Origin of the sequence: Pseudomonas sp. SMN11 (assembly GCF_052041945.1) — a bacterium.
In the GTDB taxonomy this organism is placed as follows: Bacteria; Pseudomonadota; Gammaproteobacteria; order Pseudomonadales; family Pseudomonadaceae; genus Aquipseudomonas.
The window spans coordinates 60,672-75,269 of record NZ_JBKGGW010000014.1; the positions used below are offsets into that span (position 1 = coordinate 60,672).

11 protein-coding genes are annotated in these 14,598 nt (G+C 61.3%); 10 read left to right on the plus strand and 1 reads right to left on the minus strand.

The features are described 5' to 3' along the window. Positions 1 to 12 precede the first annotated feature (12 nt). Entirely contained in the window at positions 13 to 894 is an 882-nt protein-coding gene (locus tag ACLEJU_RS14310) for a hypothetical protein (protein ID WP_435422893.1), read from the minus strand. A 587-nt stretch (positions 895 to 1,481) separates the two neighbouring features. On the opposite strand from ACLEJU_RS14310, the gene ACLEJU_RS14315 reads away from it, so the two are divergent. From ACLEJU_RS14315 to ACLEJU_RS14360, 10 genes are all read left to right on the plus strand, one after another. Next, positions 1,482 to 3,272 carry a type I secretion system permease/ATPase gene (locus ACLEJU_RS14315; RefSeq protein WP_435422873.1) on the plus strand — a complete coding sequence of 597 codons (1,791 nt, stop codon included), beginning with the start codon at positions 1,482 to 1,484 and terminating at the stop codon, positions 3,270 to 3,272. 12 nt (positions 3,273 to 3,284) lie between these two features. Next, a complete protein-coding gene (locus ACLEJU_RS14320) occupies positions 3,285 to 4,610 on the plus strand; it encodes an HlyD family type I secretion periplasmic adaptor subunit (protein WP_435422874.1) in 1,326 nt (441 codons plus the stop codon). Further along, positions 4,607 to 6,007: a TolC family outer membrane protein gene (locus tag ACLEJU_RS14325; protein WP_435422875.1), complete on the plus strand. Its 1,401-nt coding sequence runs from the start codon at positions 4,607 to 4,609 to the stop codon at positions 6,005 to 6,007. The genes ACLEJU_RS14320 and ACLEJU_RS14325 overlap by 4 nt, the downstream gene beginning before the upstream one ends. Positions 6,008 to 6,351: 344 nt before the next feature. Further along, positions 6,352 to 7,383 carry a GDP-mannose 4,6-dehydratase gene (gene gmd / locus ACLEJU_RS14330; RefSeq protein WP_435422876.1) on the plus strand — a complete coding sequence of 344 codons (1,032 nt, stop codon included), beginning with the start codon at positions 6,352 to 6,354 and terminating at the stop codon, positions 7,381 to 7,383. Then, complete coding sequence (locus ACLEJU_RS14335; RefSeq protein WP_435422877.1) at positions 7,383 to 8,279, plus strand: GDP-mannose 4,6-dehydratase; 897 nt, start codon at positions 7,383 to 7,385, stop codon at positions 8,277 to 8,279. The genes gmd and ACLEJU_RS14335 overlap by 1 nt, the downstream gene beginning before the upstream one ends. After that, the gene (locus ACLEJU_RS14340; RefSeq protein ID WP_435422878.1) at positions 8,276 to 9,418 is read left to right on the plus strand and encodes a glycosyltransferase family 4 protein; all 1,143 of its coding nucleotides are present in this window, start codon (positions 8,276 to 8,278) and stop codon (positions 9,416 to 9,418) included. The genes ACLEJU_RS14335 and ACLEJU_RS14340 overlap by 4 nt, the downstream gene beginning before the upstream one ends. After that, positions 9,418 to 10,527, plus strand: a complete 1,110-nt coding sequence (locus ACLEJU_RS14345) for a glycosyltransferase family 4 protein (protein ID WP_435422879.1) — start codon at positions 9,418 to 9,420, stop codon at positions 10,525 to 10,527. The genes ACLEJU_RS14340 and ACLEJU_RS14345 overlap by 1 nt, the downstream gene beginning before the upstream one ends. Before the next feature lie 44 nt (positions 10,528 to 10,571). Next, entirely contained in the window at positions 10,572 to 11,504 is a 933-nt protein-coding gene (locus ACLEJU_RS14350) for a UDP-glucose 4-epimerase family protein (protein WP_435422880.1), read from the plus strand. After that, positions 11,501 to 12,505: an MraY family glycosyltransferase gene (locus tag ACLEJU_RS14355; protein WP_435422881.1), complete on the plus strand. Its 1,005-nt coding sequence runs from the start codon at positions 11,501 to 11,503 to the stop codon at positions 12,503 to 12,505. The genes ACLEJU_RS14350 and ACLEJU_RS14355 overlap by 4 nt, the downstream gene beginning before the upstream one ends. A 42-nt stretch (positions 12,506 to 12,547) precedes the next feature. Next, positions 12,548 to 14,557: a polysaccharide biosynthesis protein gene (locus ACLEJU_RS14360; RefSeq protein ID WP_435422882.1), complete on the plus strand. Its 2,010-nt coding sequence runs from the start codon at positions 12,548 to 12,550 to the stop codon at positions 14,555 to 14,557. Positions 14,558 to 14,598: the final 41 nt, after the last annotated feature.

Here is a 14,598-nt window from a genome sequence, read left to right on the forward strand (position 1 = left end):
ATTCCTGTTACTTCAAGCCAGTTGGCTTGCTGCACTGATTTTCTGCGGTTGCGCAGAGTGTTCCCACGGAGACTTAGAGCGGGCAGCGTTCATCTTCGTAACGGGAGTAACGGCGATATGCAGCGCCACCAACGGCTCGGTGCCGGTGGGGCCATGCATCATCTGATTGGAGACCAGGCGCTGCGGCTCGGCGTTGCCGAACACGATGTGGCCTGTGAGTTCGTAGCGTTTGCGCTGTGGCCCGACCAGGCTGAAGCCGGTGCAGATCAGCGGCAGGCCCTCGCCACGCACGCCGACGAAGGTGCCGGTGGATACGTTGCGGCTAGGGCCGGAGCCGGCGACCATGCAGGTGTAGAGCAGGTCGACGCCGGCCGGCTTGTTCGGCCAGTTGATGGCAAAGCTCTCGATGAATTCGTCGCTGTTGGGGGTGCCGACCCAGCCTTCGCTGGACACCACCTCACCTGAGCGCTGCAGGTGTGCGGTCAGCTCGAAAGGCGTTGGTGCTGTGCTGCTGGCAATGGCCGGGGCTGGCTCGGCGCTGGCCACCACGGCAAAGGTGCGCATGATGGCAGGGGAGGTGTCGATACGGTCAATGCGCAGGTCGATGGGATCGATCACATCGTCGAACATGTGGTATTCGGTGATCAGGACGGTGGTGACGCCACCCTTGACCCGCGCCACGATGGTGTCGCCGAGCTTGGTCAGCATGTTCTTGCTGACGCCTTCGGCCGGGAAGAAGTCGATGGAGCCTTTACCCAGGGGCGCTTGCTGCAAGGCAATGCACACGGGCTTGTCGGCCGGGGGCTGCGAGGCGTACCGGAAGATGTACATGCCGGGCTCGAGCAACGTCACCCGCGAACTGATCTTCAGACCGTCAAGCGGTTGCGAAGGCATAGACATGGCTTTGTTAAGCTCCTTTTACATACAACACTGGCAGCTAACTTGCTCAAACCTGTGCGTAACCAATACGGCCAGTGATGGCTCCCTGCGAGCCGCGAAGATGCAGCGGTGAGAAAAGCTTGTCAACCGCGATGGTTAAAAAAAATTTCATTAAAAAACCGAACTAAATCGTCTTAGGCGCGTCGCTGCTGGGTTGCAAGGGCATAACGGCGGCGCTCGCCAAGTCATCTGTATGACATGAAAAAAACAGCAGAATCATGATATTGGAACGATCGTTTTGATGTTCGTCAATATTTAGGCTTGTTGGGGTGTCGAAAAGGTCAGGAGGCTCGGCCACAGGTGCCATCCGTCGGGTTTTACTCGGCGTTTGGTGGCAATGTGATGCGTAACTTTCAGGCAGTTGCTCTTTACGATGGCTGCGGATTGCTGCAGTTTTTCGAGGTCGGCAACGATTTCATGAAAGTGTCAACTAGCCGGCATTTTCTCGGTTGTCCGATCGCCCGGAGCCGACCAAGGCACGCCGTAGACGCAAGTGGGTGTTACACTGCCCGCCGCTTTCGCCTTCCTCGCGTATGGATACCATGAGTTCACTATCCGAAAATAACCTGCAGTCCGCCCTCAAAGCCTGCAAAAGCAGCTTCCTTTCGGTCGGTTTCTTCAGCTTCTTCGTCAATGCCCTGATGCTGGTGCCCACCTTCTTCATGATCCAGGTGTCGGGCCGCGTCGTGCCGTCCAGCAGTACCTCCACCTTGCTCATGCTGACTTTGATCCTGACGGTACTTGTGGCGACCATGGGGGCGTTGGAGTGGGTGCGCTCGCGCATCATGGTGCGCATCAGCAACCGCCTCGATGTGATGCTCAGTCGTGACGTTTATCGTGCCAGTTTCAAGCGTGCGCTCAACAGCGGTGGAGGCGATGCCACGGCGCAGTCGCTCAACGACCTGACGTCGCTGCGCCAATTCTTCACCGGCTCGGGGCTGTTTGCCTTCTTCGACGCACCTTGGTTTCCGATCTACACCGCCGTGATGTTCCTGTTCCACCCATGGTTTGGATGCATGACCGTGGCGTGTGGTCTCGTGCTCGCCGGGCTGGCCGTGGTCAATCATCGGGTGACGGGTAAGGCGTTGTCGACCGCGAACAAAGAGAACGTTGCCTCCAACATGATAACCACCAAGACACTGCGCAATGCGGAAGTGATCGAGTCGATGGGCATGCTGGAAACCCTGATGAATCGCTGGGCCAAGCGTCAGCGCAACATCATGTTGCTGCAATCCGAGGCGAGCGACAAAGGCGGGATCGTCAGCTCTGCTTCAAAAACGTTCCGCATCCTGTCGCAGTCATTCATGCTGGCCATTGGCGCTTACCTGGTAGTCACTCACGAAATCAACCCAGGGCTGCTGATGGCTGGTTCGCTGTTGTTGGGGAGAGCGCTCTCACCGATAGACCAGATAATCTCCAGCTGGAAGGGCTTCGTTGCCGCGAAGGTCCAGTACGACCGCCTGAACAAAGTCATGGACGACCTGAAAAAAGAGCCCGAGCGTATGCCATTGCCCGCGCCGGAAGGTCACATTCAGGTGGAGAACCTGATCCTCGCGCCGCCCGGCGCCAAAGCCCCAGTCCTGCGTAGCATCAACTTTGTCGCCCCTGCCGGTTCCATCGTTGGTATCGTCGGGCCAAGCGCCGCCGGCAAGTCCACCCTGGTCCGCGGTCTTATGGGTATCTGGCCGCCCCAACACGGCGTCGTTCGCCTCGATGGCGCCGATATCGCCAGTTGGGACAAACAAGCCCTTGGCCCGTACGTGGGCTACCTGCCCCAGGACATCGAACTGTTCGAAGGCAGTATCAGCGAGAACATCGCCCGATTCGACAAGGTCGACCCGGAGAAAGTTGTGCAGGCTGCGCAAATGGCCGGCGTGCACGAAATGATCCTGATGCTGCCCGATGGCTACGACACGGTCATAGGCAGCGACGGCATCAACCTTTCCGGCGGTCAGCGCCAGCGCATCGGGCTGGCCCGGGCGCTCTATGGCAATCCGCGGCTGATCGTGCTCGACGAGCCCAACTCAAACCTCGACGACATCGGCGAGCGTGCGCTGGGCGTGGCGCTGCAGAAGCTGAAGGAAACCGGCGCCACGGTGTTCATCGTGTCGCATCGGCCGAACATTCTTACGCGCCTCGACCGTATCCTGGTCATGGCCGGTGGCACCATCTCGCTGTACGGCGAGCGCGACCGCGTCATCGCCGAGCTTGCGGCGCAACAGGCCAAGGCCCAGCAGCGCGTTGCCCAGCCCGCCGCAGCCGCCGCACCTCACCCGGTTCCCCCGGCGGCCGCCGCCGCTGCGCCAGCAGTCACCAGCAGCACTGGCGCGTAAAAGGATTTTCAGATGAGCAGTAAAGCGATCACCACGTTCGACCACAATTTTGATGACTTGCCCATTTCTGATCGCGGTATCCGCCGCATCGGCCTGACCATTGTCTTCGTCACCTTTGGCATCTTCGGCACCTGGGCGGCGGTCGCGCCGCTGAGCAACTCCGTGCATGGTTCCGGCACAGTCACCGTGCAGAATTACCGCAAGACTGTTCAGCACCTGGAAGGCGGCATCGTCAAAGAGCTGCATGCCCGCGACGGCGATCTGGTGAAGAAGGGCGACCCACTGATTGTGCTGGACGAAAGCCAGCTGAGTTCCGAATACGAGTCCACCCGCAACCAGCTGATCGTCGCTCGCTATAAAGAAGCGCGCCTGCGCGCCGAGCGCGATGGCCTGCCGGCGATTCCCGGCGTGACCATGGAGGGCACCGATTCGGACCGTGCCAACGAGGCGTTGGTCGGTGAGCAGCAGGTGTTCAGGGCCCGACGTGACTCCTTGCAGGGCGAGATCTCGGTCAACCGCGAACGCATCGAGCAGATGAAGCAGCAGATCGCCGGCCTCAACGACATGATCCGCACCAAGACTGGCCTGGAGAAGTCCTACAGTGGTGAGATCAAGCAACTGAAGGAACTGCTCGCCGAAGGTTTCGTTGACAACCAGCGTCTGCTCGAGCAAGAGCGCAAGCTGGACATGCTCAAGACCGAGGTCGCCGACCATGAGTCGAGCATCACCAAGACCAAGCTGCAGATCGGTGAGACCGAGCTGCAGATCGTGCAGTTGAAAAAGAAGTTCGACGCGGACGTGGCCAACGAACTGGCCGATACCCAGGCCAAGGTATTCGACCTGCAGGAAAAGGAAGCAGCCCTGCGTGACCGCCTGTCGCGGGTGGTGATTCGTGCGCCCGAAAGCGGCATGGTGCTGGACATGAAGGTGCACACCATCGGCGGTGTGGTCAGTGCGGCCACGCCGTTGCTAGACATCGTTCCGGCTTCATCGGAGCTGGTGATCGAAGCCAAAGTGGCGACCAAAGACATCGACCGCCTGGAGCTGGGCAAGACGGCAGACATCCGTTTCAGTGCATTCAACCAGGCCACTACCCCGGTGATCGAAGGCACCCTGACCCGTATTTCGGCGGACAGCCTCACTGAAGAGCGTACTGGCGATCAGTATTACCTCGTTCGCGTCAATGTCACCGAAGACGGCATGAAAAAGCTCGGCAACCGCAAGCTGCAACCCGGCATGCCGGCTGAAGTCCTCATCAACGCAGGCGACCGCACCATGTTGCAGTACCTGCTGAAACCGGCGCGAAACATGTTTGCCGAATCGCTGATCGAGGAATGATTGTGCTGCGTTTGCTACCCGGTGTACTGATGTGCATGGCCGCCTGGCAGGCGGTGGCGGTTGAGAACCAAGGCTCCAAAGGGGTGTCGGCGTCAACCTACGCGCTGGATCTCGCGGGCCTGTATCGTGAAGCCCGGCTTGAGGACCCGCGTGTGCTGATCGGCTACGCCCGTGCGCGCTCGGCCGCCGAGAGGCAACGTGAAGCCTTTGGCCAGTTGCTGCCGCAGGTGTCTGCCAATGCCAACTCCAGCCGCGTGTTGCGCAAGAACGAAACCGCGCGTGACATCTACAACAACGAAAACTACTCGCTCAGCCTCACCCAGTACCTGTACAACAAACCGGCCTGGGAGCGTTACCAGAAGGCCAAGAGCGTCAAGGCGCAGCAGAGCCAGCAGGCTGAGGACACCCTGGCCGAGGCCACTGTCGATCTTGCCAAGCGCTATTTCATTGCCTTGGCGGCAGACGATGAACTGGCTTTGGTGCAGGCTGAGCGCCGCGCCACGCAGAAAAACCTCGACCGCGTCAGCATGATGTTCGACCGGCAGATGGCCAAGATCACCGACAAACTCGACATGCAGGCTCGGGTGGATGCCCTGGCGGCGCAGGAGGTCGATGCGCGCAATCAGGTGCAAGTGAGCCGCGAGGCCCTGGCCGAAATCGTCGGCCGGCCGGTAACCGAGCCGCTGAGCCGGGTGCGCAACGATGTGGCCCTGCAGGCGCCGACCCGGCCGCTGCAGAGCTGGGTTACCCAGGCGGTGGAAACCAACCCGATGCTCAAGGCGTCCCAGAGCGGCGCCGAGGCGGCGAACGCGGCGGTGCGCGAGGGCAAGGGTGAGCATTACCCGCAACTGGGCCTGAGCCTGAGCGCGCAGCAGAGCGACCAGGGTTACGACAATACCCAGGCGCCGCGCAGCGATAGCTATGTGGCCTCGCTGGGATTGAAGATCCCGATCTACAGCGGTGGTTCCACTTCGGCCCGGGTGCGCGGTTTGTATGACGACCAGCTGGCGGCCGAAGAGCAGGCCGAAGGTATCCGTCGGCAGGTGGTCAAGGAAACCACCACGGCCTACCTCACCGCTCAGTCCAGCGTCGAGAAGATCCGCGCCAACCGCAATGCCTTGTCCTCGGCGCAGAAGTCGAGCGTGGCGGCGCAGAAGGCCTTTACCTTCGGCGTGGTCAACGCAGTGGATGTGCTGACGGCCGTGCAAAACGAGTTCAAGGCCCGCCGTGACCTGCTGAAGTCGCAATACGACTTCATCACCAATCTGTTCCTGCTTAACCGCTGGGCGGGTGAGTTGAATCAGGACAGTGTCGATCACGTCAACGTATGGCTGAGTCCGGTGCCGGAGACCAGTTTGCCAGGCGGTGATGTAGCATTGCTGGATGCAGGGCGCTGATTGGGCTTGGCGGGGGAGGCGGCGCCTGCGAGATCGAGCGCTGCCCCAATCCCACCCAGCATTTCAGAATTTTCCTACAATCATTCCGCTGGAATCGCCCGATTCCAGAATTTATCCTGCGCCCCCCTGTCGAATGGCGTCCGGTTGCTGCTGAAAACCCTCGCTCGTACCCTGTGCAGATGGCTTTTCTACCTGGTGGCGCGCGGCCGCTTTTTCCGAGTCGAGTACGCTGCCCAACAGATGTATACTCCGTCATCGAACCTTAACGCGCGAGGCAGGAATCGCCCGCGCCGGTCTGACAAACACACATGCCCGCACGGCACTATCGGAGTTGGTTAAGTCGCATGAAAGCAATCGTCACTGGGATCACTGGTCAAGACGGCGCCTACCTGGCGGAACTGCTGCTGGAGAAGGGCTACACCGTCTACGGCACCTACCGGCGCACCAGCTCGGTCAATTTCTGGCGCATCGAGGAGTTGGGCATCCACACCAACCCTAACCTGCACCTGGTCGAGTACGACCTCACCGACCTGTCGGCCAGCATCCGTCTGCTGCAGACCACCGAAGCCACCGAGGTCTACAACCTCGCGGCGCAGAGCTTCGTGGGTGTTTCCTTCGAACAGCCGGTAACCACCGCTGAAATCACCGGCCTGGGCGCGGTGAACCTGCTCGAAGCCATCCGCATCGTCAACCCGAAGGTGCGCTTCTACCAGGCGTCCACCTCGGAAATGTTCGGCAAGGTCCAGGCCATCCCACAGGTCGAAGATACCCCGTTCTACCCGCGCAGCCCGTACGGCGTGGCCAAGCTGTACGCGCACTGGATGACCATCAACTATCGCGAGTCGTACGGCATCTTCGCTACCAGCGGCATCCTGTTCAACCACGAGTCGCCGCTGCGTGGCCGTGAGTTCGTGACCCGCAAGATCACCGACTCGGTGGCCAAGATCAAACTGGGCCTGCTCGACAAGCTCGAGTTGGGCAACCTCGACGCCAAGCGCGACTGGGGCTTCGCCAAGGAATACGTCGAAGGCATGTGGCGCATGCTGCAGGCTGACGTGCCAGACACCTTCGTGCTCGCCACCAACCGCACCGAAACCGTGCGTGACTTCGTGTCGATGGCCTTCAAGGCTGCCGGCATCGAAATCAAGTGGAGCGGCAAGGACGAAGCCGAGCAGGGCACCTGCGCCGCCACTGGTAAGGTGCTGGTCGTGATCAACCCGAAATTCTACCGCCCTGCGGAAGTCGAGCTGCTGATCGGCAACCCGGCCAAGGCCAAGGAAGTACTGGGTTGGGAACCGAAGACCAGCCTCGAAGAGCTGTGCCGCATGATGGTCGAAGCCGACCTGCGTCGTAACGAAAAAGGGTTCTCGTTCTGATGCAAATGGCCAGCAAGCGCGCGCTTATCACAGGGATTCAGGGCTTCACCGGTCGCTACATGGCAGCCGAGCTGCGAGCCCGTGGTTATGAAGTCATAGGGACCGGCAGCCAGCCGTTGCAGGCGCCTGATTACCATCAGGTCGACCTGACTGACGGCCCTGGCCTGCGTGCATTGCTGGCCGAACTGCAGCCGGATGTCGTCGTGCATCTGGCTGCAATCGCCTTTGTCGGGCACGGTGCAGCCGACGCGTTCTACCAGGTCAACCTGGTGGGTACACGCAACCTGCTCGAAGCCATCGCGGCCTGCGGCAAAACACCGGATTGCGTGTTGATTGCCAGCAGCGCCAACGTTTATGGCAATGTTTCCGAAGGGATGCTCGATGAGCAGACTTTGCCGGCGCCAGCCAACGATTACGCGGTCAGCAAGCTGGCCATGGAGTACATGGCCAGCCTGTGGTTCGATCGCCTGCCGATCGTCATCACGCGCCCCTTCAACTACACCGGTGTCGGGCAGGCGGAGAACTTCCTGCTGCCCAAGATCGTCTCGCACTTCCAGCGCAAGGCGGGCACCATCGAACTCGGTAACCTCGACGTCTGGCGCGATTTCAGCGACGTGCGGGCAGTGGTGCAGGCTTACCGCGGCCTGATCGAAGCGCGCCCGGTGGGGCAGACGGTGAACGTCAGCTCCGGGCAGACCCACTCGCTGCGCGAAGTGATCGCCAAATGCTCGGCCATCACCGGCCATCAGATCGAGGTGCAGGTCAACCCGGCATTCGTGCGGGCCAACGAAGTCAAGACCCTCTGCGGCGACAACGGCCGCCTGCGCGCCCTGGTCCCGGGCTGGCAAACCCCTTCGCTGGATGAAACCCTGGGTTGGATGCTTGCGGGTAAATGAAGCTCATCCTTTCCGTCGAGCCGGTCCGCTTCCCGCTGACCGGCATCGGGCGCTACACCTACGAATTGGCCACGCGGCTGCAGCACAGCGCCGAAATCACTGACCTGCAGTTCTTCGCCGGCCGGCGATTCTTGCCGACTTTGCCGACCGCGGCTGAACAATCCGATGCGGTGCATGGCCTGAAGCGCCTTGTGCAGAAAAACGCCCTGGCCGTTGAGGCCTACCGGCGGCTGATGCCGTACCTGCGCAAGCACGCGCTGAAGGGGCATGAGGATCATCTCTACCACAGCCCCAATTACTACCTGCCGCCGTTTGCCGGGCGCAGCGTGGCAACGTTCCACGACCTGTCGCCGTTTACCTGGGCGCACTGCCATGCGCCGCAGCTGGTGAACTACCTGCAGAAAGAGCTGCGCCAGACGCTCGACCGTGCCGATGCGCTGATCACCGATTCGCGGTTTACCCGGCAGGAGCTTGCTGATTACTTCGCTTGGCCGATCGAGCGGATCCATGCCGTACCGTTGGCCAGTTCGCCAGAGTTCCACCCGCGCAGCGCCACCGCCATTGCGCCAGCCCTGGCCCGCCATGGCCTGGAGCCGGGAGGGTACAGTCTATTCGTGGGTACCATCGAGCCGCGCAAGAACATCGAGACCCTGCTCGACGCCTACGGGCGTCTGCCTCTGGCGTTACGCCAGCGCTGGCCGCTCATCCTCACCGGTTATCAGGGCTGGCGCAGCGACGCTATCCACAGCCGCATCGCGCAAGCTCAACAACAAGGGTGGGCGCGCTACCTGGGGTTTGTGGCAAGCGAAGATCTGCCTTTGCTGTTTGCCGGTGCGCGCCTGTTTGCCTTCCCGTCCCACTATGAAGGCTTTGGCCTGCCGGTGCTCGAAGCCATGAGCTCGGGCGTGCCGGTGGTCTGCTCCAACAGTTCCTCGCTGCCGGAAGTAGCCGGCAGTGCGGCCCTGATGTGTGCGCCGAGCGACACCGAGGCCCTGACGGCCTTGCTGCGGCAAGGGCTGGAAGATGAGGTCTGGCGTGACCAGGCTGTTGTGCAAGGCCTGGCCCACGCCGCCGGTTTCTCGTGGGAGCGCTGTGCCCAGGCCACCATCGATGTCTATAAGCAGGTGAGGGCGGGGTAATGATCAAAGTTCTGCACTTCTTCAAAACCTATTACCCCGACTCCATGGGCGGTATCGAGCAGGTCATTTTCCAGCTTGCCGAAGGCTGCCAGGCCCATGGCATCGAGTCTCAGGTTCTGTACCTCAGTGAGCGGGGGGCGGCTCGCGATGAGCCGGTCGCGAATCATCTGACCCACCGTTCCAAGCTCGACCTGCATGTGGCCTCAACCGGCTTTTCGCTCTCCGGGCTCAAGGACTTTGCGGAGTTGGCCAGCCAAGCGGACGTGATCCATTACCACTTCCCGTGGCCCTACATGGACCTGGTGCATTTCCTGTCGCGCCTGAACAAGCCGACCGTAGTGACTTACCACTCCGACATCGTCAAGCAGAAATGGCTGCTGAAGCTCTATCAGCCATTGATGAACCGTTTTCTGTCCAGCGTTGACCGGATCGTGGCTTCATCGCCCAATTATGCGGCTCATAGCCCGGTACTGACGCATTTCAAAGATAAGGTCAGCATCATCCCGTTCGGCTTGGACCGGGCCACGTACCCGCAGCCGACCGAGGAGAAACTGGCTTTTTGGCGCGCGCGGCTGGGGGAGCGTTTTTTCCTGTTCGTAGGTGCGCTGCGGTACTACAAGGGCCTCGACTATTTGCTTGAGGCCGCGCGGATCAATGGCTTGCCGGTCGCTATTGTCGGGGGCGGGCACCTGGAGCATGAACTCAAGCAGCGTGCGCAAACCCTGGGGTTGACCAATGTGCATTTCCTCGGCGGGCTACCTGATGACGACAAGGCGGCTTTGCTACAGCTTTGTTGCGGTTTTGTCTTCCCTTCGCACTTGCGCTCCGAGGCATTCGGCATCTCGTTGCTGGAAGCCGCGATGTACGGCAAGCCGCTGATCTCCTGCGAGATGGGCTCGGGCACCACGTTCATCAACCTGGCCGACCAGACCGGGCTGGTGATACCGCCGCGTGATGCCCCGGCGCTGGCCCATGCCATGCAACGCCTCTGGGATGACCCAGGCATGGCCCAGGCCATGGGTGCCAAGGCCCTTGAGCGTTACGAAGCCATCTTCACCGCGCCTGCCATGGCGGCGGCCTATGCCGACCTGTACCGTAGCTTGCTGTAGTCCTCATGCTTGCCTGCTTCAGCCTTTAGATAAGAATAACTTGCATGGATAGTCGAACGATTCTTGTCACCGGTGCCAGCGGTTTCGTTGGCAGCGCCCTGTGCCGCCAACTGAACACGCTGGGCGTCTTCAATGTCCGCGCCCCTTCACGTCATGATGCCGAGCTGGCTGCAGGGACCGACTGGGCATCTGCACTGGCCGGTGTCGACGCGGTCATACACGCCGCGGCCCGCGTGCACGTGATGCAGGAAAATGCCAACGACAGCCAGGCCGAATTCCGCCGGGTCAATGTCGATGGCACCCTCAACCTCGCCCGGCAAGCCGCTGCTGCCGGGGTGCGCCGTTTCATTTTCATCAGTTCGATCAAGGTCAATGGCGAGCTCAGCCAGCCCGGCCAGCCTATGCGCGCCGACGACAAACCTGCGCCGCAGGATGCCTACGGGGTGTCCAAACATGAGGCCGAGCAAGGCTTGCAACAGCTGGCGGCGGCCACCGGCATGGAAGTGGTGGTGATACGCCCGGTTCTGGTCTACGGACCGGGCGTCAAGGCCAACTTCCTCAGCATGCTGCGCTGGGTGCAACGGGGTGTACCGCTGCCGCTCGGTGCCTTGCCGAACCGCCGTAGCCTGGTGTTCGTCGATAACCTTGTCGATCTGGTGATGACTTGCCTCGATCACCCGCAGGCGGCCAACCAGGTGTTCCTTGCCAGCGATGGCCTGGACGTGACCCTGAGCGAGTTGTTGCGGGCCATCGGCCAGGCGCTGGGCCGCCCGGCGCGGTTGTTGCCAGTACCGCCTTCGCTGCTGCACGCGGCGGCGCGGTTGTTGGGGCGAGGTGATCTGGCCCAGCGCCTGCTAGGCTCGCTGCAGGTCGACATCACCAAGAATCACCAGCTGCTTGGCTGGACCCCACCCTTCTCATTGGAGCAAGGGCTCAACCTGACCGCTCGCGCTTTTCTGGACGCTCAAAACCGATGATCTGGCTGATTCTCCTTTGTGGCGTTGCCGCGTTGGCAATGACGGCGGGCCTGCGCCGCTATGCCCTGGCGCGCAGCCTTCTGGACATTCCCAATGCGCGCAGCTCGCACGCCCTTCCGACCCCGCGTGGTGGCGGGCTGGCGTTCGTCTTCTCGTTCCTGCTGGGCGCGCTTGCCCTAGGCTGGGCTGGCATGGTGGCGCCAGCGCTGCTGGTGGGCCTGCTCGGCGCTGGTGGTCTGGTGGCGCTGATCGGTTTCATGGACGATCACGGCCATATCGCTGCACGATGGCGCCTGCTTGGCCACTTCGTGGCCGCAGGTTGGGGGCTTTACTGGTTGGGCGGCATGCCGCCGCTGATGGTGTTCGGATGGGCATTGGACAGCGCCTGGTTAAGTGCACTGTTCGGGATGCTCTACCTGGTGTGGCTGCTCAACCTGTACAACTTCATGGACGGCATCGACGGTATCGCCAGCATCGAAGCCATCTGTGCCTGCATCGGCGGCTGCCTGTTGTACCTGGTCAGTGGCTATCCGCAGGCGCTGTGGCTGCCAATGTTGCTGGCTGCGACGGTGGCCGGCTTCCTGTTCTGGAACTTCCCGCCAGCGCGTATTTTCATGGGCGACGCCGGCAGTGGCTTCTTAGGCATCGTGTTGGCCCTGCTGGCGTTGCAGGCTGCTTGGATAAACCCGCTACTATTCTGGGGGTGGTTAATACTTTTGGGTGTGTTCGTGGTGGATGCGACCTTTACCTTGGTGCGTCGGCTGTTGCGCGGCGAACGCGTCTACGAGGCGCATCGTAGCCATGCCTATCAGTATGCTTCACGTCAGCAGGGCAGCCACCGGCCGGTCAGCTTGGCTGTAGCGGCCATCAACCTGGGCTGGTTGCTGCCAGTGGCGCTGGCGGTGGTAGGGCTGGGGCTGGACGGCGCCACCGGAACCATCGTGGCCTATTTACCTCTTATACTGCTAGCGATCAAATACCATGCCGGGAAGCGGGAATAACATGGTCGAGCAAGCCGGGCATGGCACGTTGAGGAGAGCTGGATGAGCGATGCAAACAAAGACAGGCTGCGCCAGTTCCTGGTGAACCTGTCACGGCGGCAGAAGCGCCTGATACAAGTCTGCACCGACATGCTGCTTATCTGGCTGGCGTTGTGGCTGTCGTTCATCGTGCGCCTGGGCATCGATGAAATGTACAACCCGATTCTGGAGCACACCTGGCTGTTCCTCGCCGCACCGGTAGTGGCTGTGCCGCTGTTCATCCGTTTCGGCATGTACCGTGCGGTAATGCGCTACTTCGGCAACGACGCGCTGGTCACCATCATCAAGGCTGTCACCCTGTCGGCGTTGATCCTGGCCGTGGTGGTTTACTGGTACAGCAACCACAAGGTCGTGGTACCGCGTTCGATCATCTTCAACTACTGGTGGCTGAGCCTGGTCATCATCGGCGGCCTGCGCCTGATCATGCGGCAGTTCTTCCTCGGTGACTGGTTCACCGGCAACCACCAGATTCCGTTCACCAACCGTGACGATGGCCTGATCAAGGTCGCCATCTACGGTGCAGGTACCGCCGGCAACCAGTTGCTGGCGGCATTGCGCATGGGCCGAGTGATGCGCCCTGTGGCGTTCATCGACGACGACGGTGACCTTGCCAATCGGGTCATCTCCGGCCTGCAGGTCTACAAGCCCAAGCACTTGCAGCAGATGATCAAGGAAAGCGGCGCCCAGGAGATCCTCCTGGCGTTGCCCCGTGCTTCCCGCGCCCGGCGCAAGGAAATCCTGGCCTTCCTCGAGCCTTATCCATTGCACGTGCGCAGCGTGCCGGCGTTTGCCGACCTGGCCAGCGGGCGGGTCAAGGTCGATGATATCCAGGACGTAGACATTGCCGACTTGCTCGGGCGCGACCCGGTGCCGGCGCAGGACGAACTGCTCGACCGCTGCAACAAGAATCAGGTTGTGCTGGTTACCGGGGCCGGTGGCTCGATCGGCTCGGAGCTGTGCCGACAGATCATCGGGCTCAAGCCCAAGACCCTGCTGCTGTTCGATCACAGCGAGTTCAACCTGTACAGCATTCTCAGTGAGCTGGAGCAGCGCATTTCCCGTGAGTCGCTGTCGGTACGCCTGCTGCCGATTCTGGGTTCGGCACGCAACCAGCAGCACCTGGTCGACATCATGACTACCTGGCGGGTCGACACGGTCTATCACGCGGCTGCCTACAAGCATGTGCCGATGGTCGAGCACAACATGGCCGAGGGCGTCCTCAACAACGTCTACGGCACCTTGTGCACCGCTCAGGCCGCATTGCAGTCTGGCGTCGCCAACTTCGTGCTGATTTCCACCGACAAGGCTGTGCGCCCGACCAATGTCATGGGCAGTACCAAGCGCCTCTCCGAGCTGATCCTCCAGGCCCTCAGCCGCGAAGCTGCGCCGGTGATGTATGGCGACAGCAGCAAGATTTCACGGGTGAATAAAACCCGCTTCACGATGGTGCGTTTCGGTAACGTGCTGGGCTCCTCGGGCTCGGTGATTCCACTTTTTCATCAGCAAATCAAGGCAGGGGGGCCACTCACGGTCACCCACCCCAAGATCACGCGTTACTTCATGACCATCCCCGAAGCTGCGCAGCTGGTGGTGCAGGCGGGGGCCATGGGCCAGGGCGGTGATGTGTTCGTGCTGGACATGGGCGAGCCGGTGAAAATTGTCGAGCTGGCCGAGAAGATGATTCACCTCTCCGGCCTGAGCGTGCGCAGCCCCGGCAACCCCCATGGCGATATCGCCATCGAGTTTTCCGGCTTGCGGCCGGGAGAGAAGCTGTACGAGGAGTTACTGATCGGTGACGACGTTTCGCCGACCGTGCACCCGATGATCATGACCGCCAACGAAGACTTCCTGGCCTGGGATGTGCTGCGCGAGCGCCTGGCGGCGTTGCTCAAGGCGGTGGCGGAAGATGATTTCAGCCGGATCCGGCATCTGTTGCGCGAGCTGGTCAATGGTTACTCGCCAGAAGGCGAGATTGTTGACTGGTTGTACCAACAGCAGCACAAGGATCGGTAACGCTGATTCCTACAGCAAGCGGGGATTTCGCCGCTTCGCAG

Excerpts from the sequence above, each read along its gene's own strand:
- ACLEJU_RS14315 (WP_435422873.1), top strand. The coding sequence starts at position 1,482 with ATGAGTTCACTATCCGAAAATAACCTGCAGTCCGCCCTCAAAGCCTGC.
- gmd (WP_435422876.1), top strand. The coding sequence starts at position 6,352 with ATGAAAGCAATCGTCACTGGGATCACTGGTCAAGACGGCGCCTACCTG.
- ACLEJU_RS14325 (WP_435422875.1), top strand. The coding sequence starts at position 4,607 with ATGATTGTGCTGCGTTTGCTACCCGGTGTACTGATGTGCATGGCCGCC.
- ACLEJU_RS14345 (WP_435422879.1), top strand. The coding sequence starts at position 9,418 with ATGATCAAAGTTCTGCACTTCTTCAAAACCTATTACCCCGACTCCATG.
- ACLEJU_RS14355 (WP_435422881.1), top strand. The coding sequence starts at position 11,501 with ATGATCTGGCTGATTCTCCTTTGTGGCGTTGCCGCGTTGGCAATGACG.
- ACLEJU_RS14335 (WP_435422877.1), top strand. The coding sequence starts at position 7,383 with ATGCAAATGGCCAGCAAGCGCGCGCTTATCACAGGGATTCAGGGCTTC.
- ACLEJU_RS14320 (WP_435422874.1), top strand. The coding sequence starts at position 3,285 with ATGAGCAGTAAAGCGATCACCACGTTCGACCACAATTTTGATGACTTG.
- ACLEJU_RS14340 (WP_435422878.1), top strand. The coding sequence starts at position 8,276 with ATGAAGCTCATCCTTTCCGTCGAGCCGGTCCGCTTCCCGCTGACCGGC.
- ACLEJU_RS14310 (WP_435422893.1), bottom strand. The coding sequence starts at position 894 with ATGCCTTCGCAACCGCTTGACGGTCTGAAGATCAGTTCGCGGGTGACG.
- ACLEJU_RS14350 (WP_435422880.1), top strand. The coding sequence starts at position 10,572 with ATGGATAGTCGAACGATTCTTGTCACCGGTGCCAGCGGTTTCGTTGGC.
- ACLEJU_RS14360 (WP_435422882.1), top strand. The coding sequence starts at position 12,548 with ATGAGCGATGCAAACAAAGACAGGCTGCGCCAGTTCCTGGTGAACCTG.